Origin of the sequence: Geobacillus sp. WSUCF-018B, from assembly GCF_002809985.1 — a bacterium.
Taxonomy (GTDB): domain Bacteria; phylum Bacillota; class Bacilli; order Bacillales; family Anoxybacillaceae; genus Geobacillus; species Geobacillus thermophilus.
The window spans coordinates 1-19,720 of the sequence record NZ_PIJF01000007.1 but is presented as its reverse complement, the minus strand read 5'-3'; the positions used below and the strand labels follow the sequence as shown (position 1 = coordinate 19,720).

Below are 19,720 nucleotides of genomic sequence, written 5' to 3'. Positions count from 1 at the left end.
TGAACGAAAAAAGCCCCGTCCGGAGTGAAGCCCGGCGCCCGTCTTCCAACGGGTCCGGGTTCGTCCGGCCGAGGCTAATGGCCTTCATTGCTATCTATTGCGCATACGCTTTGAAAATCAATGTCGCGTTATGGCCGCCAAATCCAAACGAATTGCTTAACACTGCGCGCACAGTCTGCCGGCGGGCTTCGTTCGGCACATAGTCCAAGTCGCATTCCGGATCCGGCGTTTCATAGTTGATGGTCGGTGGAATGACGCCATCGCGGATCGCCAACACAGAGAAAATGGCTTCCACCGCGCCGGTTGCGCCAAGCAGGTGACCGGTCATCGATTTTGTAGAACTGATCGCAAGCTTATAGGCATGGTCGCCAAACACTTCTTTAATGGCGATCGTCTCATATTTGTCATTGTACTCCGTGCTTGTGCCGTGGGCGTTAATGTAGTCGATGTCCTCCGGCTGCAAGCCGGCATCCTGCAGCGCCAGTCGCATCGCCCGCACGCCGCCTTCACCGCCCGGCGCCGGTGCAGTGATATGATATGCGTCAGCCGTCGCGCCGTAGCCGACAATTTCCGCGTAAATTTTCGCCCCGCGGCGCAACGCATGCTCCAGCTCTTCAAGCACGATAATGCCTGCCCCTTCCCCCATGACAAAGCCATCACGGTTTTTATCAAACGGGCGGCTTGCCGTTTTCGGATCCGGATTGGTCGAAAGGGCCGTATTCGCGCAAAAGCCGGCAAACGACATTTTCGTAATCGGCGCCTCCGTTCCCCCCGCGATCATCACATCCGCATCGCCGCGCTGAATGACCCGAAACGCGTCGCCGATCGAGTTTGCGCCCGTCGCGCAAGCGGTGACCGTGCATGAATTCATTCCTTTCGCCCCAAGGATGATTGAGACTTGCCCCGCAGCCATATCCGGAATCATCATCGGCACGAAAAACGGGCTCACCCGGCGATAGCCGCGCTGCTGGAAAATTTCAAACTGCTGCTCAAACGTCTCCATACCGCCGATGCCAGAGCCGATCCAAACACCGACCCGCTCGGCGTTATGCTCACCGATTTCCAAATTCGCATCTTTCACCGCCATGAGCGCCGCCGCCACGGCGTATTGCGTAAACCGGTCCATCTTCCGCGCTTCGCGGCGGTCCATAAACAACGACGGATCAAAATCTTTCACTTCTGCCGCCACTTTCGCTGGAAAATCGTCTGGATTGACGCGGGTGACAATGTCGATGCCGGACTGGCCGGCGACAATGTTTTTCCACGTCGTTTCTGCGTCATTCCCCAGCGGGGTGACGGCGCCTATTCCGGTCACGACGACTCGTCTTTTTTCCATATTCCTCTGCCTCTCCTTTATTCTGGATAATGATGTTGGGATACAGAACATCAACGGCCCCAACGCAAGGCGATCGCGCCCCATGTCAGCCCGCCGCCGAACCCGACCATGACGATGAGATCACCGTCGCGAATGTTTCCTGCCTCCAGCTCCTCCACGAGCGAAATCGGAATGGAGGCCGCGGATGTGTTTCCATAGCGGCGAATCGTTGTCGAGATTTTTTCCTCCGGCAGCTCGAGCCGCTGTCTCGCCGCCTCCACAATGCGGATGTTCGCTTGATGGGGAATGAGAAAATCGACATCCTCTTTTGTCAGCCCCGCTTTTTCAAGCACCCGCACACTTGACTCTCCCATCTGCCGGACGGCGAACTTGAACACTTCCCGGCCGTTCATCACGATATATTCGTCTTTGTATAAATGTTTTCCTCCTGTTCCGTCAGCGCCCAATTCAAATGATAAAATGCCCCGCCCTGGCGACACTGGGCCCATGACAACCGCACCGGCTCCATCGCCAAACAACACCGCCGTATTGCGGTCTGTCCAATCGGTGATTTTTGACAGCTTATCGGCCCCCACTACTAATATATACTTGTAAACCCCCGTGTCAATAAATTGGGCAGCCGTGACCATTCCGTACATAAATCCGGAGCAGGCGGCGCTGAGATCCATTGCCGCGGCGTTGACAGCCCCAAGCCGCTCTTGCAGCATGCAAGCAACTGATGGAAAGGAACGGTCTGGCGTTACGGTAGCAACGACAATGAGATCGATGTCTTTCGCCTCGACACCGGCATCCGCAAGCGCCTTTTCGGCAGCAAAATACGCCATATCGGACGTATCGATGTCATCTGCCGCAATGCGGCGTTCCTCAATCCCGGTGCGCGTCCGAATCCATTCGTCTGATGTATCCATCATTTTCTCCAAGTCGGCGTTGGTCAACACCTTTTCCGGCACATAGCGGCCGACCCCGATAATTCCTGCTCCCATACCATTCATCTCCTTTTTTTCTTCCAAAATAACCGAAAAGCCTCCCAAGTACAGCACAATTGTCAACGTACAATCAGTCCACATAACCAATTATTATTACTTGGTACTAATTTTAACGGAAAGAGCGCATATGCGCAATAGCAAAAGCGCGCCTTCCCGGCCGGAATCCTATTGCTTTCTTCCCGCCCGAAGGCATTTGTCCAAACCAACGTTTTACCTCCGCCATACAATACAATGACAAGCAAACGATGAGGAAAAAAGGAGGACTGATTTTATGGCGAACGTCCCATCATCCCGGCAAAGCCGTGAAGAGCGCGACCGCTTCTCCCGCCTCATGTTCGGCCCCTTTCCTCCAAAACGGACCGGCCAGCGGGACGAACAAACAAAAACGGAGCCGCTCCCGCTGCCAAACATTGATTTGATGAAACTCGTCGAAAACGTCGGTACGCTGACGGACTCGTTGCAGCAGCTGAAACCGCTCATCAAAAAAATCTCCTCGCTCATCGATGGATTGAAAAAATAGCAGACGCAACAACCTCATGCGTCTGCCTTCGCTCTTTACGGGAGTTCGTTATATTGGCGAAAAAATTGCCCGATCTGCCAAGCAAGCTGGCGCCGCTTTTCCGGCAGCTGGTAGACGATGCGCACCCGGTGGTTGGTTGTTTTCATCCATTGTTCGTACTTCCGGCTATGCAATGCGGACGGGTATTCGCTCACGCCGGCGAGCTGCCAAATCATCACCGGGACATCGTGCGGGCTAAGGAAAAGAGACGGGACACCCTCCGGCACTTCCTCTTCCTTCAATCCGTAAGCGAGGGCGATTTCTTTTACCATCCGCCGATACACGAATGGGTGGCCCCGCTCGTGTTCAAGCTGGGCGCGCACATCAAGGCAAGGGTTGAGCATGGCGACGGCGCGGATTTGCCTCGGCATGACGCCAAGCAACTGCAGGGCGACGAGCGCGCCCATTCCTTCGGCGACGATATAGATGCGTCGGTTGACGATCTCGCTTTTCAATACCGAGTAGATGAGTTGGCGCGCCAGCCGGACCGCCTTCGGGCTTCCCCAATGCCGGCCGTACAAATGAGATGAAAACACCGTGTACCCTTGTTCAAGCCACTCGTCCAGCCACTGGCGCCGTCTCGGATGCTCGAGCCAAAAACTCGTCTGTTCATTCACGAAATGGTCGCCATCGCCCATTAAAAAAAGGGCAAACCCGTTTGGGCGCTCCGGCACGTGAACGATGCACCATTGTTCATCGAGTTGGAAAAACCGTCGTTGTCCTGCCATCGTTTCCATTCACCCTTGTTTGACGATACATAATTGTACAGTATACGATATGCCGGGCAGAAAAAAACGCCCGGGTATATGCCTAAACGAGCAAATTATGATATGATAGGAAAAGGAATGATGCGAAGATAGGAGGAAATGGGATGCGCTTGTTTTGGACGTTTTTTTGGACGTTTTTGCTTGTGCAAATGGCGACGTACGTCATGGGCTCGATGCAAGGCATCGGCTACAACTTCACAACCGGCGCCTTGCTCGGCGTGATCGTGACCGTTTTAGTCCTTGTCGTCGCCGCTTTGATTCCGGACGAGCCGGCTGGGGATCATCGCCATTGATCATTCTCCTCATAAGACAACGCCTTGGGTTGAAAGTCCCAAGGCGTTGTTTTTGTCATCGAGAAGCCCCATTCCAACACGTATATAGGCGTAAGTCGAGGAGGGATTCCATCTTGATGGGTGTAGGTTGGTGTTTTCTGCAGCCGGCCACGTGCCCCACAATGCTCAATGGGATGGGCTTTATGGGGGCATAAAAACGTTTGACGCTGCCAGCAAGAAGCGCGTCTCTTCCCCCGGCTATCCCCCGCCTCTTCGACTCGTTTCATGCTGACGGGCGAATGACAAGCCGGCCGTTTTCGGCATCGACCGTGACGGTGCTGTACTCTCTCACCCGCCCAGCGATCAGCTCTTTCGCAAGCGGCGTTTCGATCTGCTTTTGCATAAACCGCTTTAAGGGGCGGGCGCCGTAGACCGGATCGAAGCCCGCTTCGGCGATGTATTGCTTCGCCGCTTCGGTCAGCACGAGTTCGATATGCCGATCGGCCAAACGGGCCGACAGCTCGCGGGCGAACTTTTCGATGATGCCTTTCACCTCATTCATCGACAATGGCTTAAATAAGACGATATCGTCGATCCGGTTTAAAAATTCTGGGCGGAAATGGGCGCGCAATTGGTCAAACACTTGGCTGCGCGTCTGTTCATCGATGTCGCCGTCTTTGTGTTCCAATAACAGCGGCGAGCCGATGTTCGATGTCATAATGACGACTGTGTTTTTAAAATCGACCGTCCGCCCGTGCGAGTCGGTGAGCCGTCCGTCATCGAGCAGCTGCAGCAGGATGTTGAACACGTCCGGATGAGCTTTTTCGATTTCATCGAACAATAGAACGGAATACGGCTTGCGCCGCACTGCCTCGGTCAGCTGGCCGCCTTCCTCATAGCCGACATAGCCGGGCGGCGCCCCGATCAAACGGGAGACAGCATGTTTTTCCATGTATTCGGACATATCGAGGCGAATGAGCTGCTCCTCGCTGTCAAACAGCGCCTCGGCCAGCGCTTTGGCCAGCTCCGTTTTGCCGACGCCGGTCGGTCCAAGGAACAAAAACGAGCCGATCGGACGGTTCGGGTCTTTCATCCCGGCCCGCGCCCGCAAGATGGCGTCGGCGACGAGCTCCACCGCTTCGTCTTGGCCGATGACTCGCTTATGGAGCCATTCATGAAGCCGCAGCAGCTTTTCCCGCTCCCCTTCGACAAGGCGGGTGAGCGGAATGCCTGTCCAGCGCGACACGATTTCGGCAATCTCTTCTTCCGTCACTTCCTCGCGCAGCAATTTTCCTTCCCGTTGCTCGCTGATTTCTTGCTCGAGCTGCCTGAGCTGCTTCTCAAGCTGCGGGATCCGTCCATGACGCAGCTCGGCCGCCCTGTTTAAATCGTAGTCGTTTTCCGCGTCCTCGAGCTCACGCTTCGCCCGCTCAAGTTCCTCGCGCACGCGGCGGACACGGTCAAGCGCCTCTTTCTCTTGTTGCCATTGCGCTTTCATGGCATTCGCTTTTTCGCGCAAGTCAGCGAGTTCTTTTTGCAATGCCGCCAGCCGCTCGCGGCTCGCTTCATCCGTCTCTTTGCTTAACGCCGCCTCTTCAATTTCCAGCTGCATGACGCGGCGCATCACTTCATCAAGCTCCGACGGCATCGATTCCATTTCCGTCCGGATCGTCGCGCACGCTTCATCGACCAAATCGATCGCTTTGTCAGGTAAAAAGCGATCCGAGATGTAACGGTCGGACAAAACGGCGGCCGCGACGAGCGCCCGGTCGTGAATTTTCACGCCATGGTGCACTTCGTATCGCTCTTTCAATCCGCGCAAGATCGAAATCGTATCCTCGACGGTCGGCTCTTGGACGAGCACTTGCTGGAAGCGGCGTTCGAGCGCTGGGTCTTTTTCGATGTATTGTCGGTACTCATCAAGCGTCGTCGCCCCGATGCAGCGCAGCTCGCCGCGGGCGAGCATTGGCTTTAACATATTGCCGGCGTCGATCGCCCCTTCGGCCCGGCCGGCGCCAACGATCGTGTGCAGCTCGTCGATAAACAAGATGATGCGGCCCTCGCTTTTTTTAATTTCGTTCAATACAGCCCTCAGCCGCTCTTCAAACTCACCGCGAAACTTCGCTCCGGCGACGAGCGCGCTCATGTCAAGAGCGAAAATCGTTTTGTCTTTCAACCCGTCCGGGACGTCTTTGCGCACGATGCGCTGGGCGAGCCCCTCGACAATAGCGGTCTTCCCAACGCCCGGCTCACCGATCAGCACCGGGTTGTTTTTCGTCTTCCGCGACAAAATGCGGATGACGCGGCGAATTTCGCTGTCGCGGCCGATGACCGGGTCGATTTTTCCCGCCTTCGCCTCGGCGACAAGATCGCGCCCGTATTTGGCCAACGCTTCATAGGTTGCTTCCGGATGTGGACTCGTCACGCGTTGATTCCCCCTTACCTTTCTCACGGCTTCTACCAGTGCTTCCTCTGTCAAGCCAAACGATGCCAGTTGCCGGGCAACCGGCTCGGCGCCATGAGACAGCGCGAGCAGCACATGTTCGACCGATATGTACTCATCTTGCATTCGTTTCGCTTCGTTTTCCGCCCCCTCAAGCAGCCGCGCCAAGGCAGGCGCAACGTACATCTGTCCCTCTCCCGCTCCGTGCACTTCCGGCTTTTGGCGAAGCCGGTCTTGCAGCCAGCGGATCGCCTGAGCGCGGTCGGCGCCGCAAAGGGCAAACAGCCGCGGCGCCAAGCCATCTTCTTGCTCGAGGAGCGCCAGCAGAAGATGTTCGACATCAAGCTGTTGATGATGCCGCTCTTTGGCGAGCGACTGCGCCGCCATAAGCGCCTCTTGCAGTTTTTCCGTCAAACGGCTTGCGTCCATGCCGTCCCCTCCATTTGACCTTCTTTGACCATAAATCATTATAGCGGATCGCAAAGCGCACGGCAAATGAAAAGCCACTCCATGCTTGGAATGGCTTTTGTTCTGCTTCACGGTTTGCGCAAATACGTCCAATGCCGGTTATGGTTCGACGTTTCTGGAAACGTATCGCCGGCTTTCAGTTTCAGCTTTTTCGGGTGCTTTACATTGTCGCCCGTTTCGCCGATTTCAATATACACGCCGTTGTTCGGCGCTTTATCGCCTGGTTTGAAATGGCGCGGTTGGCCCATTTGTTTCATCCCCTTTGCTTCGATTGCATTTGTTATCATGCCCGGTTTCATCGCTGTTCATAAGAAGGAAAATGATGGAGGATCGCAAACGGAACGCCAAGCTGTTCACAACGAAAAGGAGCTCTCCCCTCGAAATCCTTTTCAAAGTGAAAAAGGAACTCCCGAAACGGGAATTCCCCCTTTGCTATAAAACGGACAACAAAATCGCTTTTTGCGCATGAAGCCGGTTGCCGGCCTGCTCAAATACGACCGAGTTCGGGCCGTCCATGACGCCGGCCGTCACTTCTTCGCCTCGATGGGCCGGCAGGCAATGCAAAAAGAGGTAATCGGGTTTGGCCGCTTTGGCGAGCTCTTCATTCACTTGGTACGGCTGGAACACTTGAAGCCGCTCGGCGCTTTCGCTTTCTTGGCCCATGCTCGTCCATACGTCCGTATAAATCGCATCCGCTCCGGCCACTGCCTCAAGCGGGTCGTGCGTCACCACAACGGTTGCTCCGGTTTTCTCGCCGATCTGGCGCGCTGCCTCGACGTATTCCTCCTTCGGCTCATAGCCTGGCGGACAGGCAATGAAAATATCCATTCCCACTTTTGCTGCGGCCGCAAGCAAGGCGTTGGCGACGTTGTTGCCGTCGCCGACATAGGCGAGTTTGACGCCTTGGAACGTTTTCTTCGCTTCGTAAATCGTCAGCAAATCCGCCAACGCCTGGCACGGATGATCGTCGTCCGTCAAGCCGTTGATGACCGGAACGGACGCATATTCGGCCAACTCCTCGACTTTTTGATGGGCAAATGTGCGAATCATCATGACATCGACGTATTGCGACAAGACGCGGGCCGTATCGGCGATCGTTTCGCCGCGGCCAAGCTGCAAATCGTTTCCGTTTAAATACATCGCCTGGCCGCCAAGCTGAATCATGCCGACTTCAAACGACACGCGCGTGCGCGTTGACGGCTTTTCAAAAATCATCGCCATTGTTTTCCCGGAAAGCGGCGTATACGATACACCGGCTTTTTGTTTCGCTTTTAAATCAGTTGCTAACGCCAGCAAGTCCAAAATTTCTTCTGTCGAGAAATCAAGAAGCGTTAAAAAATCTCTCCCTTTTAATGACATCACTGCATTCATGCGATCACCGCCTGTTCTGCCTGTTTTTTCTTTTCCAACCAGCCATGGATCGGCTGCACATCAAGATGATCGACATCGAGCGCCTGCAAGAAGAGCTTCAATGTCTCACGTTCCGTGAAGACGAGCAATTGTCGGGACAACGCAGTCATTCGTTTGTTCGCTTCGCCTTCCTCTTTGCCCAAGTCGATCACCGCGAGCGCCGTGTCGCGCTTCACCCAATCGGCAAACGGGACATCAGCGACGATGGTCAGCTGTTTCGCCGTCATCTCCGCCTCCAGCTCGGCGTCGATGTTGCCAATGACATAGACCTCGTTCGCGTTCGCTTTCTTTTGCAAATACGGATAAAACGCTTTATACGCCGCTTCCTCCTTCGTTGCGGCGATACTGATGCCTTCGCCGGTCGATTTCATCTCTGGCCCAACCACCGGGTCAACCCCCGGCAGCTTATGGGTCGAAAAGACCGGATACTTTAACACGGCGTACGGCATGACCGCCAAGCCGCGCGCTTTTTCGTCCACGATGTCGACAAGCGATTTCCCAAGCAATAATTTTGTCGCAATTTGCGCCAGCGGCACGCCGGTCGTTTTGCTGACGATCGGCACCGTCCGGCTCGCGCGCGGGTTCACTTCCAGGACATATACATTGCCGTCCGCAATGACATATTGAATGTTCATAATTCCTTTAAAGCCGAGTTTTTTCGCAATCCGGCCCGCATAGTCGATGATTTTCGCTTTTTCTTCGTCTGTGAGCGTCTGCGCCGGCAGCCAAGCATAGCTGTCACCGGAGTGGACGCCGGCTTTTTCGACGTGTTCAATGATGACCGGCAGCACGATGTCTGTTCCATCCGTCACGATGTCCGCTTCTGCCTCTTTCCCGTCCAAATACGCATCAATCAAAATCGGATAGGTCAACTCGCCTTGCTCGATCAAAGCAGCGAGCTGCGCCTCGCTATGGACGATAAACATGCCGCGGCCCCCGATGACATACGACGGACGAAGCAGCACCGGGCAGCCGATCTCAGCCGCTTTGGCGGCGAGCTCCTCGGCGTTGTTCGCCATCAAGCCCGGTACGTGCGGGATGTCAAGCTCCTCAAGCAACTGGTAAAAACGATCGCGGTCCTCGAGCTGGTCAATCATATCGTACGTGACGCCAAGCAGCGGCACGCCGGCTTCTTCGAGTCCTTTGACCAAATTGATCGCCGTCTGACCGCCAAATTGAACGATGACATGCTTGATTTGTTCCGCTTCGATAACATCGAGGACGCTCTCAAGCGTCAGCGGTTCAAAGTACAGACGGTCGGCGACGGCAAAGTCGGTGCTCACCGTTTCCGGATTGTTGTTGATCATCACCGTTTCATAGCCTTCTTTTTGCAAGGCGAACACGCTATGAACGGAGCTGTAGTCAAACTCAATGCCTTGGCCGATGCGGATCGGACCGGCTCCAATGATCAGCACTTTCTCCTTGCCGCTCGGTTGTTTTCGCTCGTCTTCGCCGAAATAGGTTGAGTAGTAATAATCCGTTTCTGAATGAAATTCGGCCGCGCACGTGTCGACCATTTTGTATGACGGCACGATGCCAAGTTCCTTCCGCTTGTTGCGCACATCAAGCTCCGTCACGCCCCACGTTTCGGCCAAAAAGGCGTCGCTACATCCTTTTTCTTTCAAGAAACGGAACGTTTGCTCCTCAATCGTATCCAACGTTGCAGCCGCTGCCTGTTTTTCAAGGGCGACAAGCCGCTCGAACGAGCAAAGGAAAAAGCGGTCGATTTTCGTCCATTCGTGAATGGCTTCAACCGCCACCCCGCGGCGGAGCAGTTCCAAAATCGCGAAAAAGCGGCGGTCGTCTTTGTCGACAAGCAGCTGTTTCAGCTCATCATTCGTTTTCACCGAAAGCTCCGGCAACAACAGTCCGTTGTTTTTGCCTTCGAGCGACTGCACCGCTTTTTGAAACGCCCGCTCCATGTTACGGTCGATCGCCATCACTTCCCCGGTCGCCTTCATTTGCGTGCCGAGCTTCCGATCCGCGTGCGGGAACTTGTCAAACGGCAAGCGCGGAAACTTGACGACGACGTAGTCCAAGGCCGGCTCGAAGCTGGCGTACGTCGTTTTCGTCACCGGATTGACGAGTTCCGCGAGCGTATAGCCGACCGCCAGCTTCGCCGCAATGCGGGCGATCGGGTAGCCGGTCGCCTTGGACGCCAGCGCTGACGAGCGGCTGACGCGCGGGTTGACTTCGATTAAGTAATATTGTTTGCTGTTCGGGTCAAGGGCGAACTGAATGTTGCAGCCGCCGATGATCCCTAATGCGGAAATGATCTTCACCGCCGACGAACGGAGCATTTGGTACTCCTCATCGGTCAACGTCTGCGACGGTGCGACGACGATCGAATCTCCTGTATGAATGCCGACCGGATCGACGTTTTCCATATTGCAAACGGTAATGCACGTATTCGATTGGTCGCGCATCACTTCATATTCAATTTCCTTAAATCCGGCGACGCTCCGTTCGATCAAACATTGATGAATCGGGCTTTCGTTCAATCCTTTTTCTACGAGCGCGAGAAACTGCTCCATGTTTTCAGCAATGCCGCCGCCCGTCCCGCCGAGCGTATACGCAGGACGAATAATGATCGGAAAACCGATTTGTTCGGCGAACGCGACCGCTTCCTCGACGCTTGTAACAATTTCGCTTTCCGGCACCGGTTCGCCAAGCTCGTGCATCAACGCGCGGAACGCTTCGCGGTCCTCCCCGCGCTTAATCGCTTCAATCGGTGTTCCGAGCAGTCTCACCCCATACTTTTCAAGCACGCCGGCTTCATGCAGCTGAAACGCCAAATTGAGCCCTGTCTGGCCCCCGAATGTGGCGAGCAGCCCGTCCGGGCGTTCTTTGGCAATGATCGCTTCGACCGCCTCAACGGTGAGCGGTTCAAAATACACGGCATCGGCATGGACATCATCGGTCATGATCGTCGCCGGATTGTTGTTCACTAAAATGACGCGGTATCCTTCTTCCTTTAAGGCGATGCACGCCTGCGTGCCGGAATAATCAAACTCAGCGGCCTGGCCGATGACGATCGGCCCCGACCCGATCAGGAGAATCGATTGAAGCGAAGAATCTTTAGGCATAGACGTTCTCTCCCTTGAACACGGTTTGCAAAAATTCGTCGAAAATATAGCCGGTATCGTGCGGCCCCGGATGCGCCTCCGGGTGATATTGCACCGACAAAATCGGTTTATGGCGATGGACGATGCCCTCGACCGAACCGTCGTTGACGTTGATGAAACGAATGTCAAACGGTTTGCCCACCAAACTGCCTTCTTTGACGACATAACTATGGTTTTGTGATGTCATCATCACGTTTTGCTTCACCGCGTCCCACACCGGTTGATTGGCGCCGCGATGCCCGAAGCGGAGTTTTTCCGTATCCGCCCCGTACGCCAAGGCAACGAGCTGATGGCCAAGGCAAATCGCAAGCGTCGGATACCGGTCGATCAGCTGACGGATAGCGGGAAGCTGATGGCGTAACTGTTTCGGATCGCCTGGGCCGTTCGAGAGGACAAGCCCGTCCGGTTTCAGCGCATCAATCGCTTCCGGCGCCGTATCATGCGGCACAACCGTCACCCGGCAGCCGCGCGCAAGAAGCGACTGCAAAATCGATTTTTTATAGCCGAAATCGACGAGCACCAAATGCGGGCCGCCTTCGCCGTATGTTTCGATCGTTTTCGTTGACACCGCGCGCACGGGAAATACTGCTTCCTCGCCTCCAACGGCTGAAATCGGCGACAAACTTAATTCCGCCATCATCGTTCCAGCGGTGCGGATTTCTTTCACAAGGGCGCGCGTGTCCACATGCGTGAGAAGCGGAATGTTCCAATGCTGCAAGTATTCCGCCAGACTGTATTTCGCCCCGTAATGAAACCCTTCTCGGCTCGCTTCGTAGACGACGACCGCTTCGACGTGCGGCCGCTTGCTTTCAAAATCATCTTCGTTGATGCCGTAATTGCCGATGAGCGGGTACGTAAAAACGATGATTTGGTTTTTATACGACGGGTCGGTCAACACTTCTTGATACCCGGTCATGCCGGTGAAAAAAACGATCTCCCCGCTCACCTTTTCTTCAAGCGGAGCGGCGAGCTCCCCGCTGAACGTTTTTCCGCTCGCCACATGCAAATACGCTTTCATTGGCGCCACCTCATCGTTTGAGTTTTTATAACCGTTCAGGAATTTTTATGCATGAACAGGAATAAAAATTAAGCCGTCGGCCGTCCGTTTACAAGACGGCTGAGGCGTTGGCGTTGTTCAACACGTTTGTCAAAATGTCCACCGCTTCATCGATTTCCGCTTTCGTCACGACAAGCGGCGGCAACAGGCGGATCACGTTCGGCCCCGCCGAAAGGACGAGCAAGCCGTTTTCGTGAATCAATGGCAACAGCGGTGCGACGTCCGTTTGGCACTCGATTCCGACCAGCAACCCGAGCCCGCGCACGTCCTTGACGATGTCAAGCGAAGCGAGCGCGTCATGGAGGCGTGCAAGCAAATAGCGGCCTTTCTCCTGCACATCTTGCAAAAACGCCGGATCAAACACCACTTCTAACGTCGCCTTGGCGGCGGCCATCGCGATCGGGTTGCCGCCAAACGTCGACCCGTGCACCCCAGGTCCAAACGATTCTTTCAAAAACGCTTTGCCGATCATCGCCCCAACCGGAATGCCGCTGCCAAGCCCTTTCGCTGCGGTGATGATGTCCGGCTCCACATCAAAGTGCTGGTACGCAAACGGCTTTCCGGTCCGGCCGATGCCGGTTTGCACTTCGTCGATGATCAAAAGCGCTCCGTGCTGTTGACACAGCTCCGACGCTGTCTGCAAAAACGCCGGGTTAACCGGGCGGACGCCGCCTTCCCCTTGGACGACCTCAAGCATCACCGCGGCCACTTCTTCGCTCATTGCCTGCTTGAGAGCGTCGACATCATTCAGCGGCAAGTGAATGAATTCCGGAAGCAGCGGACCAAAACCGCTATGCACTTTCTCCTGCCCGGTCGCCGCCATCGTCGCGAACGTGCGGCCGTGAAACGACTGGCGGAACGTAATGACTTTGTGTCTCCCAGTATGTTTGCGCGCCAGCTTCAGCGCCGCCTCGTTCGCTTCCGCCCCGCTGTTGCAGAAAAAAACATAATCGCCGGCGCTGTGGGCGACAAGCAAGGAGGCGACCTCTTCTTGAATCGGGATCGTAAACAAGTTCGAGACGTGCCAATATTGATTCAGCTGTTGTTCAATGCCCTTTTGGACGTGCGGATGGCGATGGCCGAGATTGCAGACGGCAATGCCGGAGACAAAGTCGAGATATTGTTTTCCATTCACATCGGTCACAACCGTCCCTTCCGCGGCTTGGACGGCGATCTTCCAACGGTTGTATGTCGGAAACAGCGCGCTCATAAATATACCCCCACTTCTTTGCGAATCGTTGTGCCGTGCCATGTTCCGTTCTGGTAAAACGTCGTTTTGCCGCTGACGATCATCACCTCGGGCAGCGCATCGGACAAGGCGGAGAGCGCCGCTTGCACTTTCGGAATCATCCCGCCAGTAATGACGCCGTCTTCGATCAGTCGTTCAATCGTTTCCGCCGTCGCCTCGGCCACGAGCGCGCCGTCTCGCAAAATGCCGGGCACGTTCGTCACAAACGCGAGCTGGCTGGCGCCGATGGCCGCTGCGACCGCCCCAGCCGCCGTGTCGGCGTTAATGTTGTATGTTTGCCCGTTTTGGTCGATGCCAAGCGGCGAAACGACCGGAATGTAGCCCGCCGCAAGCAGCGTGCGCAACAGCTGGGAACGAACGGTTTTCACACGGCCGACATAGCCGAGTTTGGCCAAGTCGATCGGTTCTGCTTCAAGCAGCCCCCCGTCCACGCCGGAAACACCGACCGCGGGCAAACCGTGCTGCCTGAGCATCGCGACAAGCTGTTTGTTCACTTTGCCGGAGAGCACCATTTCCACAACGGCAAGCACCTCTTTCGTCGTTTTCCGCAAGCCGTTGACAAACTCGCTCGGCACCGCCAGTTTTTTCAACATTTGCCCGATTTCCGGCCCGCCGCCGTGGACGATGACGACATCCATCCCTTGTTCCCGCATCGTTCTGACGCTGGCAAAAAAGGCGGGAGACAGCTCATCAAGCACGCTGCCGCCGCATTTGATGACGACCGTTTTCCCCATCGTTCTCTCTCCTTACGTCCGATAGCTGGCGTTAATTTTCACATAATCGTATGTCAAATCGCAGCCCCACGCAACGCCGACACCATCGCCTATATGCAAATCGACCTCAATGACGACCGTCTCTTGTTGCAAATACGCCGCCGCTTCTTCTTCCGAGAACGGCTGCGGCTCGCTTCCTTTCAGCATCACCATCGGCCCGATGGCGACATCGACGTTGTCCGGGTTCACTTCGGCATCCGAATAGCCGATCGCGCCGATGATCCGCCCCCAGTTGGCGTCCGCGCCGTAAACGGCCGTTTTCACTAAGTTGGAGCCAACGATTTGCTTCGCGACTTTTTTCGCCTCATCGTCCGTTTTCGCGCCGCGCACGCGCACTTCAATGAGCTTCGTCGCCCCCTCGCCGTCTCTGGCGATTTGCTTCGCCAAATCTTCGCACGTTTTCCGCAGCGCCTCATAAAAGTTTTCCCAATCCGGATGATTCGGCGTCAGCTCGTCATTTCCGGCAAGACCGCTTGCCATCACCACAACCATGTCATTCGTCGACGTATCGCCATCGACGGTAATTTGATTGAACGATACATCGGTAATCGACCGGAGCGCATCATGCAGCACCGCCGAAGAAATGTTGGCATCGGTCGTAATGAACGCGAGCATCGTCGCCATGTTCGGATGGATCATCCCCGATCCTTTCGCCGCCCCGCCGACGGTGACCGTTTTCCCATCGACGGTCGTTTGGTAACAAGCGCGCTTCATCACCGTATCCGTCGTTAAAATCGCCGTTTGAAACGCCTCCGCATCCGCCATCGTCGCCCCTGGAACAAGCTTTTCGATGCCGGCGCGAATTTTTTCCATCGGCAAATATTCCCCGATCACGCCCGTTGAAGCGACGGCCACATGGTGCAGCGCCAGGCCAAACTGTTTCGCGCACAACTCGCGCATTTCATAGGCGTCCTTGAGCCCCTGCGCACCGGTGCAGGCGTTCGCGCACGCGCTGTTGACGATGACCGCCTGCAATTTTTGTTCTACAGCGAGGCTCGCCTGCGTCACTTTGAGCGGCGCCGCCTGGAAATGGCTTTGGGTATACACCGCCGCCGCCGAAGCGGGCACGTCGCATAGAATAACCCCTAAATCGTTTTTCGAATAGCGCAACCCAGCATGCACCCCAGCCGCTTGAAATCCTTTCGGCGTGACGACCGTTCCATCGGCGACCGCCGTTACTTGCGCCGTTTGTTTCGTCGCTGTCATTGTTCGTTCCCCTTCCCTCACGGATAGATCGGCAAGGATTGGAGGCCCTCGGCCTCATCCCACCCCATCATCAAATTGAAGTTTTGCACCGCCTGCCCGGCCGCACCTTTCATTAAGTTATCGATCACCGACACGACCGTCACCCGTCCCGTCCGTTCATCGTAGGCGAGGCCGATGTCGCAATAATTTGAGCCGTACACTTCTTTCGTCGTCGGAAATTGCCCGACCTTGCGAACGCGGATAAACGGCGAACCTTCATAACTTGTTTTATATAAATCTACCAAGTCGTTTGGCGAAATCGGTTGTTTCGCCTTCGCATAGATCGTCGCCATAATGCCCCGTGTCATCGGAATCAAATGGGTGCTGAACGTAATCGGCTCCATCGCTTCATTCCACGTTTGCAGCGTTTGCTCAATTTCCGGAATGTGCTGATGGACGTTCACTTTATAAATTTTCACGTTTTCGTTCACTTCGGAAAAATGCGTCCCAAGCCCTGCTTTCCGCCCCGCGCCCGATACGCCCGATTTGGCGTCCACGATGATCGAGTCTTCCTTAATTAATCCTTCTTTGACAAGCGGCGCCAAGCCAAGCAGCGTCGCTGTCGGATAGCAGCCCGGATTGGATAGGAGCACGGCTCCGCGCACCGCCTCGCGGTTCCACTCGGTCAATCCGTACACCGCCCGCTCTAAATACGCAGATGGCGCCGCCTCGCGCCCATACCATTGTGCGTACACCGCGCCGTCTTTCAACCGGAAATCGCCCGATAAATCGATCACTTTCACTCCCCGATCCACGAGCGCCGGCGCCCACTCCCCGGACACCCCGGGCGGCGTGGCGAAAAAGACCGCATCGTAACGAGAAAGCGCCTCGATTTCAAGTTTATGCAACACCGCACCATCGACCGAACCGACGTGCGGGAAACTTTCCGATACATGAACCCCGTCCTGCGACGACGAGAAAACGTCGCAGCGGCTCACATGCGGATGCCCGTATAGCAAGCGGAACAACTCCGCGCCGCTGTACCCCGTCGCCCCGATGATTGCCACTTTCATGACGTTCCCCCTCACCCGTATGCCTCATGTAGTTCTCATTATAATACTGTATAAAAATAAAATCAAATGTATATTTAATAATTTTTGAGGATTTTTTTCTTGCCCCTCCCTCCGTCTATGGGAAACGAATACCGATTTGTCCCGGCAGCCAAGGTGCATCCTTGACTCCATCGCCCTCATGTTCTCGGGATGCAAAGACTTTCACAAACGATTCCACCGATGTTCAACAAGTTTTCAATCTTTTCACTATCCTTATATTGACTTCCCTCTTTTTTCCTGTACACTTTTATATAGCGATACATTTTACGTAAGGTTGTGATCAGATGAACGAGATGGAATCTCGTGAATGGCAGAAGTGGCTTACATCGCTTGGGCGCGATCTTCGCCTTGAGAAGGGAACGTACTTGTTTCAAGAAGGGGAAAAAGCAGACGATATTTACTATATCCAATCGGGGAAAATCCAAATCAGCAAAATGGACATGGACGGACAGGAGCTCGCGCTGCGCATTTGCAGCCAAGGAGATTTGATCGGCGAGCTGACACTGTTTTGTCCTGGGGCCCGCTACATGCTGACGGCGAAAGTGCTGGAAGACGGCGTCGTTTCCGCCATTAAGCGCGAGACGCTCGAACAAGAACTTGCCAACAATCCGACGCTGGCGGTCGAGTTGATGAAATGGATGAGCCTCCATTTCCGCAAAACGCAGACGAAATTCCGCGACTTGATTTTACACGGCAAAAAAGGAGCGCTCTATTCAACGCTCATCCGTTTGTGCAACAGCTACGGCGTCATGAAAGAAGACGGCATTTTGATCGACGTGCCGCTGACGAACCAAGAGCTCGCCAACTTTTGCGGCGCCGCCCGTGAAGTCGTCAACCGCATGCTCGGCGATTTGCGGAAAAAAGGCGTCATCTCCGTGCAAAAAGGCAAAATCCGCGTCCACGACCTGCAATACTTGCGCGACGAAATCGCCTGCGAAGGCTGCCCGCCCGAGCTGTGCAGCATTGACTGACGGGCAAGTGCGGCAAAAAAAGGAGCTGACCCAAAAGAGCGGTAATGTTCCTATTTAGGGCGACATGGAAAAACAGGCCACCACGAAAAACCCGGTAAAACCAAGGGTTTCAGAGGTGGTCTCTTTCACATACTTCGGTTAAATTTCACCAAAAAGGGGGCTTTTGAGTCAGCCCCTTTTTGCTCTTTTCGGAGCAATCATTCACACCGCACCTTACTTCACTATATCGCGATCCATCCAACTCAGACGGCCATCGTCTCCATTAAAAAAGATAACAAAAAATGCGCAAATACACACCTCTCGCTGCCCTGTAGGCAAATACGATGTTTACTGATGATGATCGTTAAGAAAAGAAAACAAGCCCACAAACAAAAAAATCCCCCCTAGCGTTTTATAAGTGCTTATATATTCTTTTAACATTTGCAAATATTCTTGAGAATCCACAGATCCCCCCATGGATCGAACCCAGGATGAAGCAAAACGACTCCCTAATTCAGGACTATTTAACATCAACCACAATCCGATGAGAGAAAGAACGAGTGAAACAAACTTCATTTTGTTTGGACTTTTTAAAATATTCATTTTGCATCCCCCTTTTTAACTATCCGTTATGCTTAAACGAAACACAAAAAACAGAAGCAAGTTCCATCAGGAAACTTGCTTCAATATTTCTATAAATAACGGAACACAGAACATTACTCATAGTAATAAAAACATACCCCTACAGGCTTAGCAGCATATCCATACCCTACTTTAGAATCCCATCCAATAAGTGGGTCGTACCAAACTTCAAAGTTATAAACTTTGTAATACGGTCTAGCTATTATGGTATAGGTTTTTCCTGCTGGAACTTGAATTTGATAAGTGTCTGTAACTTCATAAGATTTTGTTACGTTAAATCCCAACGCTGCCGAAACTGTTTCAGCGCTTATATTTGTGTTCGATGACCATGTGGCAGAAACCCCTTGTTTTATAGACATGGTAGCTGTTGATGGTCCTTTAAAAGTAGATTGTCTTATTATTTCTGTTCCACATGCTTCACTAGTAGTAATGTTTTTTAGATAATAACCCGTTCCTAATTGTGGAGTCACCACAGGACGATCCCCTGGAAGGGATGACTCTTGTGCTTGAGTGTATGCGATTGAAACCCCAACTAGTTTTTTCCCTTTTGGTCCAGGAACAGAAGTTTCTAATCTTTTAAGAAATTCTAGGTCTGTTATTATCAACCACCTTGTTCCCGCTTTGAGATACGACCACACTCGATTCTTTCGCTCTATCTAAAAACCCATTTACTGTCACATTCGTCTTGCTACTGAGTGAACATCCTGCATTTGAAGTCCCTTCTTCGGCAGAAGCGATGATACTGCCACCCAGCAACAGACCGAAAACTAACGAAAAAGAAAGGATTGATTTGAGAAGATCTTTTATCATTATAACCTCTCTCCAATTACAAAAATTATGTCCTCCAAAAGCAGCCAAGCAACGCGATCTGCCCACTATCTCTAAGCGCGAAACATTTTGACGGCAACTATTCGCACCCCCTTTTTTAACCTTTATTTTACAATTAGATTATATTTCTCCTTTACTAAAATTGTCAATAAAAATTTGAATTGTTTGTTTTTTTGTCACATAAAGTAAGATTTTTAAGCTTTATCGAGTTGTTTTTTGGCTCATCACCAAATTTTGTGATTTAGTGACAAAAAAGAGAAAGCACTGACGAGATCCTGGCCATAATGTTAGCGGTGAAATCAACATTAAGGAAGTCTCGTAAGGGCTTTCGATACCACTAGGATTGCTAGAATTGAAAACGATTGATTTCCCACTCATGTTGAGTGACTTCCATGCGAACCACTGGGAAGTCGAACACTTGGCGAATGTCTACTTGAAGTGGATCGACATGTTCTAATTTTTATCTTAATTAGGCGAGAAGACTCCCACTTCAACGAAGCAAAGCGGAGTAAGTGGGAGATGAATCGCCTTAACTATATTTTGCTGAAAATAGGATAG

At 53.5% G+C, this 19,720-nt stretch carries 17 protein-coding genes; 3 read left to right on the top strand and 14 right to left on the bottom strand.

From position 1 onward, the window contains the following. Nucleotides 1-94: 94 nt before the first annotated feature. Together fabF and CV944_RS03540 are read right to left on the bottom strand one after the other, a co-directional pair. Nucleotides 95-1,336 (bottom strand): beta-ketoacyl-ACP synthase II, encoded by a 1,242-nt coding sequence (gene fabF / locus CV944_RS03545; protein WP_033009311.1) that lies wholly within the window; start codon nt 1,334-1,336, stop codon nt 95-97. Between the two features lie 50 nt (nt 1,337-1,386). After that, on the bottom strand, nt 1,387-2,319 hold the full coding sequence (locus CV944_RS03540) for a beta-ketoacyl-ACP synthase III (RefSeq protein WP_044743391.1): 933 nt from the start codon (nt 2,317-2,319) through the stop codon (nt 1,387-1,389). Between the two features lie 274 nt (nt 2,320-2,593). Here CV944_RS03540 and CV944_RS03535 point away from each other — a divergent pair, with 274 nt between their 5' ends. Then, a complete protein-coding gene (locus CV944_RS03535; protein WP_063330044.1) occupies nt 2,594-2,842 on the top strand; it encodes a hypothetical protein in 249 nt (82 codons plus the stop codon). 35 nt (nt 2,843-2,877) lie between these two features. Here the strand turns inward: CV944_RS03535 and CV944_RS03530 are convergent, their stop codons facing one another. Next, a complete protein-coding gene (locus CV944_RS03530) occupies nt 2,878-3,618 on the bottom strand; it encodes an alpha/beta hydrolase (protein WP_047817922.1) in 741 nt (246 codons plus the stop codon). 134 nt (nt 3,619-3,752) lie between these two features. Here CV944_RS03530 and CV944_RS03525 point away from each other — a divergent pair, with 134 nt between their 5' ends. After that, nucleotides 3,753-3,941 (top strand): YjzD family protein, encoded by a 189-nt coding sequence (locus CV944_RS03525; protein ID WP_033009318.1) that lies wholly within the window; start codon nt 3,753-3,755, stop codon nt 3,939-3,941. A gap of 262 nt (nt 3,942-4,203) precedes the next feature. Here the strand turns inward: CV944_RS03525 and clpB are convergent, their stop codons facing one another. The 9 genes from clpB to argC all read right to left on the bottom strand — a co-directional run bounded on the left by clpB (nt 4,204) and on the right by argC (nt 16,703). After that, nucleotides 4,204-6,792, bottom strand: a complete 2,589-nt coding sequence (gene clpB, locus CV944_RS03520) for an ATP-dependent chaperone ClpB (RefSeq protein WP_100663825.1) — start codon at nt 6,790-6,792, stop codon at nt 4,204-4,206. 107 nt (nt 6,793-6,899) lie between these two features. Then, the gene (locus CV944_RS03515) at nt 6,900-7,079 is read right to left on the bottom strand and encodes a YjzC family protein (protein ID WP_011230299.1); all 180 of its coding nucleotides are present in this window, start codon (nt 7,077-7,079) and stop codon (nt 6,900-6,902) included. Nucleotides 7,080-7,263: 184 nt separating this feature from the next. Beyond that, a complete protein-coding gene (argF, locus tag CV944_RS03510) occupies nt 7,264-8,202 on the bottom strand; it encodes an ornithine carbamoyltransferase (RefSeq protein WP_100663824.1) in 939 nt (312 codons plus the stop codon). Beyond that, entirely contained in the window at nt 8,199-11,327 is a 3,129-nt protein-coding gene (locus CV944_RS03505; protein WP_100663823.1) for a carbamoyl-phosphate synthase (glutamine-hydrolyzing) large subunit, read from the bottom strand. The genes argF and CV944_RS03505 overlap by 4 nt, the downstream gene beginning before the upstream one ends. Further along, on the bottom strand, nt 11,320-12,384 hold the full coding sequence (locus tag CV944_RS03500) for a carbamoyl phosphate synthase small subunit (protein ID WP_100663822.1): 1,065 nt from the start codon (nt 12,382-12,384) through the stop codon (nt 11,320-11,322). Before CV944_RS03500 ends, CV944_RS03505 begins: the two co-directional genes overlap by 8 nt. Nucleotides 12,385-12,472: 88 nt before the next feature. Beyond that, nucleotides 12,473-13,633 (bottom strand): acetylornithine transaminase, encoded by a 1,161-nt coding sequence (locus CV944_RS03495; RefSeq protein WP_100663821.1) that lies wholly within the window; start codon nt 13,631-13,633, stop codon nt 12,473-12,475. Continuing rightward, complete coding sequence (argB, locus tag CV944_RS03490) at nt 13,630-14,406, bottom strand: acetylglutamate kinase (protein ID WP_100663820.1); 777 nt, start codon at nt 14,404-14,406, stop codon at nt 13,630-13,632. The genes CV944_RS03495 and argB overlap by 4 nt, the downstream gene beginning before the upstream one ends. 12 nt (nt 14,407-14,418) lie before the next feature. Continuing rightward, on the bottom strand, nt 14,419-15,651 hold the full coding sequence (gene argJ / locus CV944_RS03485) for a bifunctional ornithine acetyltransferase/N-acetylglutamate synthase (RefSeq protein WP_100663819.1): 1,233 nt from the start codon (nt 15,649-15,651) through the stop codon (nt 14,419-14,421). 17 nt (nt 15,652-15,668) lie between these two features. Continuing rightward, nucleotides 15,669-16,703 (bottom strand): N-acetyl-gamma-glutamyl-phosphate reductase, encoded by a 1,035-nt coding sequence (gene argC / locus CV944_RS03480; protein ID WP_100663818.1) that lies wholly within the window; start codon nt 16,701-16,703, stop codon nt 15,669-15,671. A 323-nt stretch (nt 16,704-17,026) separates the two neighbouring features. Between argC and CV944_RS03475 the strand changes: the two genes are divergently transcribed. Then, nucleotides 17,027-17,713, top strand: coding sequence for a Crp/Fnr family transcriptional regulator (locus CV944_RS03475; protein ID WP_100663817.1), 687 nt, complete (start codon nt 17,027-17,029; stop codon nt 17,711-17,713). Between the two features lie 327 nt (nt 17,714-18,040). On the opposite strand, the gene CV944_RS03470 is transcribed toward CV944_RS03475, so the two are convergent. Together CV944_RS03470 and CV944_RS03465 are read right to left on the bottom strand one after the other, a co-directional pair. Then, nucleotides 18,041-18,295 carry a hypothetical protein gene (locus CV944_RS03470; protein ID WP_013146091.1) on the bottom strand — a complete coding sequence of 85 codons (255 nt, stop codon included), beginning with the start codon at nt 18,293-18,295 and terminating at the stop codon, nt 18,041-18,043. 113 nt (nt 18,296-18,408) lie between these two features. Further along, the gene (locus CV944_RS03465; protein ID WP_233204966.1) at nt 18,409-18,939 is read right to left on the bottom strand and encodes a DUF6426 family protein; all 531 of its coding nucleotides are present in this window, start codon (nt 18,937-18,939) and stop codon (nt 18,409-18,411) included. Nucleotides 18,940-19,720 lie beyond the last annotated feature (781 nt).